This is a genomic window from Waterburya agarophytonicola KI4 (genome assembly GCF_020640915.1).
Lineage (GTDB): Bacteria > Cyanobacteriota > Cyanobacteriia > Cyanobacteriales > Xenococcaceae > Waterburya > Waterburya agarophytonicola.
In genome coordinates this window covers 1-9,415 of sequence record NZ_JADWDC010000107.1, presented here as the reverse complement: position 1 = coordinate 9,415, position 9,415 = coordinate 1, and the positions used below count along the sequence as shown (strand labels likewise).

The 9,415-nt window shown below is 39.5% G+C and carries 11 protein-coding genes; 4 read left to right on the top strand and 7 right to left on the bottom strand.

Annotated features, from left to right (window positions below):
* Positions 1-114 precede the first annotated feature (114 nt).
* From I4641_RS22530 to ppsA, 3 genes are read right to left on the bottom strand one after another with little or no spacing between them, the layout of a single operon-like run.
* Positions 115-942 (bottom strand): L-lactate dehydrogenase, encoded by an 828-nt coding sequence (locus I4641_RS22530; RefSeq protein ID WP_229642832.1) that lies wholly within the window; start codon positions 940-942, stop codon positions 115-117.
* Between the two features lie 11 nt (positions 943-953).
* On the bottom strand, positions 954-1,514 hold the full coding sequence (locus I4641_RS22525; protein ID WP_229642831.1) for a universal stress protein: 561 nt from the start codon (positions 1,512-1,514) through the stop codon (positions 954-956).
* A gap of 46 nt (positions 1,515-1,560) precedes the next feature.
* Positions 1,561-4,068 (bottom strand): phosphoenolpyruvate synthase, encoded by a 2,508-nt coding sequence (gene ppsA, locus I4641_RS22520; protein WP_229642830.1) that lies wholly within the window; start codon positions 4,066-4,068, stop codon positions 1,561-1,563.
* 343 nt (positions 4,069-4,411) lie between these two features.
* On the opposite strand from ppsA, the gene I4641_RS22515 reads away from it, so the two are divergent.
* Positions 4,412-4,654 (top strand): DUF4327 family protein, encoded by a 243-nt coding sequence (locus tag I4641_RS22515; RefSeq protein WP_229642829.1) that lies wholly within the window; start codon positions 4,412-4,414, stop codon positions 4,652-4,654.
* A gap of 75 nt (positions 4,655-4,729) precedes the next feature.
* Here the strand turns inward: I4641_RS22515 and I4641_RS22510 are convergent, their stop codons facing one another.
* Genes I4641_RS22510 through I4641_RS22500 form a run of 3 tightly spaced genes read right to left on the bottom strand, consistent with a single transcriptional unit; the run spans position 4,730 to position 7,013 of the window.
* Positions 4,730-5,776 (bottom strand): tyrosine-type recombinase/integrase, encoded by a 1,047-nt coding sequence (locus I4641_RS22510; RefSeq protein WP_229642828.1) that lies wholly within the window; start codon positions 5,774-5,776, stop codon positions 4,730-4,732.
* 8 nt (positions 5,777-5,784) lie between these two features.
* Entirely contained in the window at positions 5,785-6,408 is a 624-nt protein-coding gene (locus I4641_RS22505) for an RES domain-containing protein (protein ID WP_229642827.1), read from the bottom strand.
* A complete protein-coding gene (locus I4641_RS22500; protein ID WP_229642826.1) occupies positions 6,408-7,013 on the bottom strand; it encodes a hypothetical protein in 606 nt (201 codons plus the stop codon). Before I4641_RS22500 ends, I4641_RS22505 begins: the two co-directional genes overlap by 1 nt.
* Positions 7,014-7,258: 245 nt before the next feature.
* On the opposite strand from I4641_RS22500, the gene I4641_RS22495 reads away from it, so the two are divergent.
* Together I4641_RS22495 and I4641_RS22490 are read left to right on the top strand one after the other, a co-directional pair.
* Positions 7,259-7,747 (top strand): hypothetical protein, encoded by a 489-nt coding sequence (locus I4641_RS22495; RefSeq protein ID WP_229642825.1) that lies wholly within the window; start codon positions 7,259-7,261, stop codon positions 7,745-7,747.
* Between the two features lie 5 nt (positions 7,748-7,752).
* Entirely contained in the window at positions 7,753-8,349 is a 597-nt protein-coding gene (locus tag I4641_RS22490) for a Clp protease/crotonase-like domain-containing protein (protein ID WP_229642824.1), read from the top strand.
* Here I4641_RS22490 and I4641_RS22485 read toward each other — a convergent pair.
* The gene (locus I4641_RS22485; RefSeq protein WP_229642823.1) at positions 8,296-8,589 is read right to left on the bottom strand and encodes a hypothetical protein; all 294 of its coding nucleotides are present in this window, start codon (positions 8,587-8,589) and stop codon (positions 8,296-8,298) included. The two genes, I4641_RS22490 and I4641_RS22485, sit on opposite strands and share 54 nt — an antisense overlap.
* A gap of 137 nt (positions 8,590-8,726) precedes the next feature.
* Between I4641_RS22485 and I4641_RS22480 the strand changes: the two genes are divergently transcribed.
* The coding region (locus tag I4641_RS22480) for a hypothetical protein (RefSeq protein WP_229642822.1) at positions 8,727-9,415 on the top strand (689 nt) is incomplete at its 3' end.

The following is a 9,415-nucleotide window of genomic DNA, read 5'->3' as shown; positions in this document are numbered from 1 at the left end:
AATTGAAATAAAAATAATTTTTTACTATACCATAAAAAACTTTTGCAAGAGTTCTCATGATATTTCTCTTAATGAAAATAAAAACTAATTTGCTCGCTGTAGCGCAATACCAAACTAAAAATTGAGCTGTCTGAAAACTTCTTGTAAAACTTGAGCCGAGTGACGAAGCTGTTTTTCTTCTGAGGGACTTAAATCCAAATTTACGGTTTTGAGTATGCCCTTGTCGCTAATTACCCTTGGCAAGCCAAGACATACGTGGTCAATACCATACATTCCATTTACTAAACCGCTTACGGTAAGAACTCGCTCTTGACTGCGTAGAATAGCCTTGACAATATCGGTTACAACCAACCCAATCGCGTAGGAAGTATAGCCTTTGCGCTGAATAATTTCATAAGCAGCATTTTTGACGTGATTAAATATCGTCGTTAGTTCCTGGCGATCGCTTTCTTGAAGATGTTCCCAATCTTGGGACAATAATTTTCGACCAGCTACATTAGCCGTACTCCAGACAGGAACTTCACTATCACCATGTTCGCCAATGATATAAGCATGGACGCTACGAGCATCAATATTTAATTTGTTAGCAAGCAAAGAGCGAAATCGAGAGGTGTCTAGCACCGTTCCCGAACCGATAACCCTAGAGCTAGGAAAACCTGATATTTTAAAAGCTACGTAGGTCATGATATCGACGGGATTAGTCACAATTAGCAAAATGGCATTGGGACAATATTTAACGACATCGCCTAAGATATTTTGATAAATAGCCACATTGCGTCCCAGCAGATCGAGGCGTGTTTCTCCTGGCTTTTGGGCTGCTCCAGCAGTGATAATCACTATATCTGCATCTTTCCCCGCATCCGCTACCGTCCCAGCAATTAAATCTGTAGGATCGATTAAGGACATACCATGAATTAGATCCATCAAAATTTTATTTATCATCTCGAATACCTTTATTTTGAAGTCAGGAGTTGATTTTTCTCTGTTTCTATAGATGTCTGAGCTGATTTTAAATCTACTGGTTGACGAACTATTAACACCGAACAGGGTGCATGATGGGTAACGTAATTGCTAACGCTGCCGAGGAAAAGAAATATTTCTTTTAGTCCTTTGAGACCACGGCTGCCGACTAAGATTAAATCTGCCGACCAGTTATTTGCCAGTTCGCAAATCATTCGCCCCCGATTGCCAGCTAATTGCGTGAATTCAGTTGAAACCCCTGCTGCGATTGCGGAGCTAGTCGAAGACATCGCTTCTTTGGTAATATTTTCTAGAAATTCAATGCCATGTTGTTCGTACTTGGCATATTCTTGTTGATATCTTTCGTAGTTGATTTCTTCTACTATGGGATAGTGAGTATAAGTTGGGACTGTGGGATGTTCTGGTTCTTTTCTAGAAAGAATATGCAGCAACATTAAGTCTGCTCTTGTAGTTTGAGCTAGAGATACTGCGGTATCAAAGACAAATCTATTGTGCCGGGAACGATCTACGGCGATGAAAATTTTGTTAATCATTTGTGAACCTCTTTTTGTTAGTAGCGGTATCCTTCAGGACTAACTATTAATTAATACTTGCTTCAACTTCGGCAATTTGGAGTCTAGTTTTCAAGACTGTATCGGGATTTAGACTAATGGAATCAATACCCTGCTTGACCAGAAATTCAGCAAATTCTGGATAATCGCTCGGTGCTTGACCGCAGATGCCGATTTTACGTTCTTTTAGCTTGGCGACAGAGATCGCCATAGTTAGCATGGCTTCTACTGCGGGGTTTCGTTCATCAAATAGGTGTGATACTAAACTAGAATCGCGATCGAGTCCCAGAGTAAGCTGAGTCAAGTCGTTTGAACCAATCGAAAAACCGTCAAATATTTCGCTAAATTCGGCTGCCAGCATTACGTTACTGGGAAGTTCGCACATGACGTATACTTGCAAACCATTTTCGCCTTTAACCAGTCCGTTTTCAGCCATTTCTGCCAGAACTTTACGACCTTCATCAGGAGTACGACAGAAAGGAATCATGGGAATTACGTTAGTTAAACCCATATCATCGCGGACTCGTTTAAATGCCTGGCATTCTAGGGCAAAGGCTTCGCGATAATTGGGATCGTAATAGCGACTCGCACCTCGCCAACCCAACATTGGATTTTCTTCATGGGGTTCAAATTGCTTTCCACCCAGGAGATTGGCATATTCGTTACTTTTGAAGTCCGACATCCTGACGATTACAGGCTTAGGATAAAATGCTGCGGCGATAGTAGCAATACCTCGCGATAGCTTATCCACAAAGAAATTAGGTTTATGGGGATAGTGAATTGTTTGACGGGCAATGGCAATTTTTTCTTTGCTATCTTCTAATTCATCAAATCTGAGTAAAGCCAAAGGATGAATTTTAATATGATTGGCGATAATAAATTCTAACCGCGCCAAACCTACTCCATCGCAGGGTAATGATGACAATCCAAAAGCCGATTCAGGATCGCCTACGTTCATCAGAATCTGGGTTTTGGTTTTAGGTAAATTATCTAGCTCAATTGACTCGACGGTAAAGGGAATTGAACCTGCATAAACCTTGCCCTGTTCCCCTTCAGCGCAAGATACAGTAACATCCTGTCCTGTTTGAATACTGCTTGTAGCATTATTACAGCCAACGATCGCAGGAATCCCCATTTCACGGGCAATAATTGCTGCATGGCAGGTTCTACCACCCTGGTTGGTAACGATCGCGCTGGCTCGTTTCATAATTGGTTCCCAGTCAGGATCGGTTTTGTTGGTAACTAAAACTTCTCCAGGCTGAAACTTATCGATATCAGTTACTTCCAGAATAACTCTGGCAACGCCAGCACCAATTTTTTCGCCTACAGATCTACCTGTGGTTAAAACATTTTCCCCCGCCGTATTCAAGCTGTATGTCTGCAATACATTTTTAGTTTTCTGAGATTGAACGGTTTCAGGGCGAGCTTGAACAATATACAGTTCTCCTGTCAGCCCATCTTTTGCCCATTCAATATCCATCGGGGTGTAAGTATTACGCACTTTGGAATAGTGATCTTCAATTTGGCAAGCCCATTTTGCTAGCTGTATAATTTCCGCATCATTAATGGCGTACTCAACTCTTTCTAATTGGGTTGTGGGTACATTTTTGGTTAGCTTACTACCGCCCATATCATAGACCATCTTGATTTCTTTACTACCAAGCCGCTTATCTAAAATAGGTTTGAAGCCTTGGTCTAGAGTCGGTTTAAAAACTATATATTCGTCGGGATTGACCGCCCCCTGAACCACGTTTTCGCCTAAGCCGTAAGCAGCAGTAATTAAGGCTGCATCTTCAAAACCTGTTTCCGTATCGATGGAGAACATCACTCCAGAAGTTGCTAAATCCGAACGCACCATTTTTTGCACGCCCACTGAGAGAGCAACATCAAAATGGTCAAAGCCATTAATAGTACGATAGGAAATTGCGCGATCTGTAAATAAGGAGGCAAAGCACTTATGACAGGCTTCTAAGACACCTTGAATGTCGTGAACGTTGAGATAGGTTTCTTGTTGTCCTGCAAAACTAGCATCGGGTAAATCTTCTGCTGTGGCCGAGGAGCGAACTGCAACATCAACGTTGTAGTTATGCTTTTTGCAGACTTCTCGTTCTTCTCCTTCAAAGCGATCGCAGTAAGAGAAATCGATACTATTTCTTTCACAAAGCTGAATGTAAGCTTCGGTAATTCCCGTAATTAATTCAAGAGTAAAAGGAGTGTTGAGGATTAATGCTCTAGCTTGTTTGCCTCGCGATCGCAAATTACTCAAATTTTCTACATCTAAATCGGCAAACAGTTTACGCAGCTTGCTTTCCAAGCCTGCCCGTTGGATAAAATAGCGATAGGCATAAGCAGTAGTCGCAAAACCTCCAGGTACATTAATTCCTTTGGGGGTTAGCTGTTGAATCATTTCGCCTAGAGAGGCATTTTTACCTCCGACGAGAGAAACGTCCGACATTCCTACATCTTCAAACCAGAGAACTAAAGCCCGTTCTTTATCTTGTTGAGTTTCTGGGCGACGATTCGCGGTTACGACCATTTGCCTTATGTTCCTTCTTACTTTTCCCCCGTTCATTTAGTCATTAATGTATTGGGGTTGATAGCTCTGTTGTAAGTTAATAACTTGAGGAACTTGTGAAGAAGATTATCCGTAAAAGAAACTACCAACAGCAAAGCACCAGAGTAGGAATGGAAAGCGATCGCATATCAATTGGTCTACTTGGGGAAACCGTTATATCGAGATATTAAGTAATAAGTAATAAGTAATAAGTAATAAGTAACTAATGTTACTAAAAAGGCATATGGTTAATTCAACAGCTTAAGTCAATTTAAGCGATTGATTATTTGCATCCAAATGAGATCTGATTAATTAGGTAAAACATATGTTTACGATTTTAGCAATCTCAATACCCATCAAGCGTTATTCCCTAAATATAATCAAAGAAGAAGCCTACAATTTGTTGGAGATTGGTACTATTACTTTAGATCAACCTTTAAGAATTTTATGTGATTACTTACCAGTCCAACGACGAAACGAAATTGAGTGTGAGCTAGAAAGTTATGATTATTTATTACGAGATCGCGTAAGAGATCTAATTGGCAAAGTAGCGTGGGAGAGTGATTAAATTATTTGACTATTTTGAGACGTTAGCCTCTGTGGGTTTTACCGCTAATCTACACCATGCGTAGAATAATTTTAATCACAAATTAAGCTTTTCTTCGATACTAGCTCCTGGATTATGCTCCCAGCGATCGCCTACATGAGCATAAATAGAGGTAGTTCGTGGATCTGCATGACCTAACAAATCCTGCACCTGTCTCAAGTCCGAACCAGTTCTCAACGCCAAAGTCCCAGCAGTATGTCTTAAGCTATGAGCTGAAAGAGTTCGACCAGGAGTATATTTGAGATTGGTAGCAACTAAATAGCCATCAATAATTGCTCTGATACTACGTCTAGTTAATTGTTTGCCTTTACTATTATTACTTAAGGATACAAAGGCAAAATCGATAGGCTTGATTTTTCGTCGTAAAACTTTTTGCCTTACCTTTAAATATTCATCTAATTGAGTAGCTAAATTGTCCGTCAGCGGAACGACTCTACTAGCTCGCTTTGCCGAAACTTGTAAACCAGTTTTAATCCCTTGCCTGACAATATCCTCTATCTTCAGTTGGTGCATCTCAACTGTCCTACATCCTTCTAAACTCATAATGCCGATTAAAATGCGATCGCGCATCAACACCAGTCTTTGTTTGTTAGTCTTAGCTTCGTCTAGTTGAAATTGAATATGGTCGAGTAAAAACTTTAACTCTTCTGCCTCCATGAAAGTAATCCGAGCAGCAGGATCTTTTCTGTCTTTGGGTGCTTTGATTTTTTCTGCGGGATTACTTTTAATTAGTCCATGAGTCAAGGCAGCTTTATAAAAGATTCTGACAATATTGAGCTTGGTGGCGATCGTATTGTTCTGATAGCCAGATTGAACTAGATACTGTCGGTAGAGTTTGATATCTTCAACTTCTGCATCTAGTGGTAGTAATAAGTTATCTTTAGACCAATCCAGATACTGCTTAGTTTGAGACAGATAGTTGCGAATAGTATCGGCTGAAGCTGCTCCATCTCCTACTTCCAATTGAAGAAACTCAGTAAAAATTTTCTCTAATGTAACGCTCGTAGATTCAGGTACAACTAATACTGGCTTTATCGATTCAGGTATCCTATTTTCTTCTACAGTTATAATTTTAATTTCCATGTTCTTTTCTAATATGGATTAACTATTAAGCTGTGATTCTTGGCAATAGACAAGATAGTATCTCTTAGATCTGGATGATTCAGATTCAAAACCTCAACTTTTGCCGATGCCATTTTTGTCTTTGCCCTTTCATAGAAGCAAACCGCGTCTTCCCCATTATGCGCTCCAGTAAAAATCAAACCGTCAATCTCACCGTATAGTTGAGGATTCTCATAAAAATAACGTCCCCAAGCTTGAGAAATATTTCTTTCAGTAATTGACGATAAAGCAGCTAGCGTTCCTGCTGCCATAGCACCAGATCCTCGTAGGTCTAGCAACTTCAAAGTATCCTTTAGAGTAATAAAAGCTAACTGTTGCTGTTCGATCCTAATTACTCCACCATCGCCAAATATTTCTACCAAACAGCATGATAAAGTTGGAGCTGCATAGATAACACTTCGCTCGGAATCGATTTTATTAGAGTATTGTCGGTGATGATCGAATCTGCTTACTGGACCGTAATTACGAAAACTAACGGCAGTAGAATCATATTTTGTCGGGTCAAATATTCGTAGCAACACATCATTACGATCCAGAGTTACTAATTCAGGGGTAATACTCCTCAGCGGTGGGGGTAAATGAACTACTACCATTACCAGCCAATACCTAACGCTCTAGCTTCAGTGACCAAAGCTTCAACCTTACCTCGCTTGAGAATTTCGATTGGTGTCTTTCCCTCGAATGCTAAATGAGGTTTGTTAAACCAGTTTAATTTAACAAAATCAGAAACATCCAAAGCAGCTAGTACCTCTGGCAACCCATCTATAACCCCATCGTCTCCTTCAGGGTCAAATTGCCACAAAGGATATTTGTAAACTCCTTCATCCTTTACACCAAGTAAGGTATTAGCCAAACGGCGATCGCGAACTGTAGCTCTATTTTGACACCCTAGTAGCTCGGCTACTTTACTTGAGGTAATACTTCCTTCGAGTAATTCTCGACGACGCTGATAGTAACGTTCGAGATTGGCTAGCTCTAATTCCCAAGACTTACCCTCAACATAATCTTTACCTGCAATCTTTTTAGCCAATTCCTTCTCAGCATCAGAAACTACCTTTGGCTCTAGCGAGCGTTGCAGCATCTCCAAATGTTCTGGTTCAGCGATCGCAATCAGAGATTCTATACGTTTGAGAATGGCAGTTGCCGATTTACGCTTAGACTTAGGAACCTCTATCTCAGCCACAAATGTATTTTTCATGGTTTATTACCCGAATTTCTTATTTTGATTGTAACTTATGTATGAGATGTAAGTAAAAATTCAAATTAGGTATGAAATGTTGCTCAACATCCGATTAGTGTTCTAATAAGAGGTTGAAATTGGTATTTATAGACCTAAAAGCTTATGAAATGAGCTTTTAGGCAATATTAATTTTACGCAACTGTAAAATGATATGCAATTAATACGCTATTATTCAAAAGTCATGTTTTAATGTTTCTCAATTTATGGGCAGAAAACCCAATCCCACCTGTCTTTACTGTGCCAAGAACTACCGTACAGAAGACGAGGCTAAAGAAAAGCATCCAGAATGTTATGTTGGGCATAATTGTCGTATCAAACGCAATCGCCTGAGAAATCCTGGCAAGGTAAACGCCAAACGTCGTCAAAATGCGGCAAAGAAAAAGGGTATCGCTACGATAGAGCCTATACTACCAGAAGCATATCGGGCAGAACTTGAAATTTACGGTAAGGAAAATCAATTTGTTCATGCGATCGCTCTTAAAATATACCAAGGCAACAAGCTATCTCACCAGATGTTGCCACAGCATACTCAGGGATTGAGACAGCCAGAGCTAGAAGAATATATTATAAAGCTTCTAAATTATCTGGAGACGGAGTATGGGATCGATTGTTACGGACTAATTTATTGGTTGAATCCTGCTGACTGTCCTGAATGTAAAAGCAAAGTATTTACCGATAAAATTTTAAACTAAGAAGAATGGATTACTCCTTTGGCGATATTATCCAACAGGTAAATAAAATTGATTTATCACACATAAAAGATGAAATTAAATTACGGCGAACGGGTGAGCTTTTTTATCTGGGAAGTGTTTGTCTTTTGGCGCAAGCAGAAGCAGCCTTGGAAAACGCCCAACAAGATAATGTAGATTTGACGGATACTCTTATAGGCAATAGCTTTTGTCAATTTTTAGCTTCTCTGACTCAACAAAGTATAAGCACTACTTTTTTACAAAAATATTTGAAACCTCAGAGTAGAGTTAAGTATGAACGAGAAACATTTCATAAAATTCAATCTTTAACCTCGTCTGAAGCGGTAGGTTTATTTGACCTCGATCTAATTGAATCCCAAGTCATATCTCTGGCTCATGACGAAGATATTAATGCTTGGACCCAGCAAGTAACAAAATGTCTTGAATCAAATGTAGAAATTAGTACTCTACCTCAAATCTCCAAAGCAACTGCTTTGTCTATAGCTCAAGTATTTATTTCTTTACTGTTTGGTGATTTTGAACTGCTACAGTCAGGAGATTTTTATGAGGGATTTGCGATCGAGGTCAGATCGAGAACTAGCTGATATAACATCATATCCTCTAGATAAACGGCGTTTTTCAGCTTTGTAGTAAAGCTCTATCCCTGTTTGATAATTGGGACAAACAGTAGAAATAGAGCGACCCAAATCTCTCTTTGCTGCCGAACCCCAGGTTTTCCTGAGTAGCCAATTACCCCACAAGTCTTGGCATAGTTCGATGATGTAGAATCTTGTATCCTTTTGCCAAGAAGAATATAGATATTTGTCTAATTGATAACTCAACACGGTAATTATTTTAGCGTTCTAGCTTATCGATACTAATACGAATATATCGATCGCTTCATTATATCTTTACTTTTTTTAAGATCGCACTTTGGCTAACGCAAGTAGAGCGGACACAACTTTTTAAACCGCTCATATGAATGAATGTAAATACTCAAATATCTGGAATTAATACCGTCGAACAAGCGAGCGCACTTCTGGGTCAATGCTTAGTCATTTCAGGAATTGGCGATGCTGTTAAATATCTGGAACATAGAGCATTAAGATACCAATTGTTATTTCTTTACAGTTATTATTTTCCCCAGCAATACAGTCAAAGCAGAGCTTCAGTTTATCCCAACTTGGAAGAAGATGAAGAATGGCTGAAGTATACCGAGCGAGAGCTGGAATTTCTCCAGCTCATCAACGATAATTTGTTTCCTTTGGGTTATTTAGACTACCTATTAGAAGAACAAACATACTTTATTGAGCCGAGTTCAATTCTTGTAACTCCACTGGGAATGGGACAGCTAGAAGATTATGAAATGTCTTACTGTGACTTAGCGATCGCCGACAAAGCTTTATTACCCATGTCTACTCTTTGCAGGGAAAACTTAGAGCATTGGCAGAATCATCTTGGGGAAGATTGCTACAGCGAGTGGTTTGATGCAGAATTCTCTTCTATGCCTGGGATGAATGAGATTGCTCATCCTAACGACGTTAATTATCGTCAGCTTAGGCATTTATGTTTTGAAGCAGGGTCGCCTATTTGCTATCTACCCATAGCGTTAAAGTTAAGAACTCTTGCAAAAGTTTTTTATGGTATAGTAAAAAATTATTTTTATTTCAA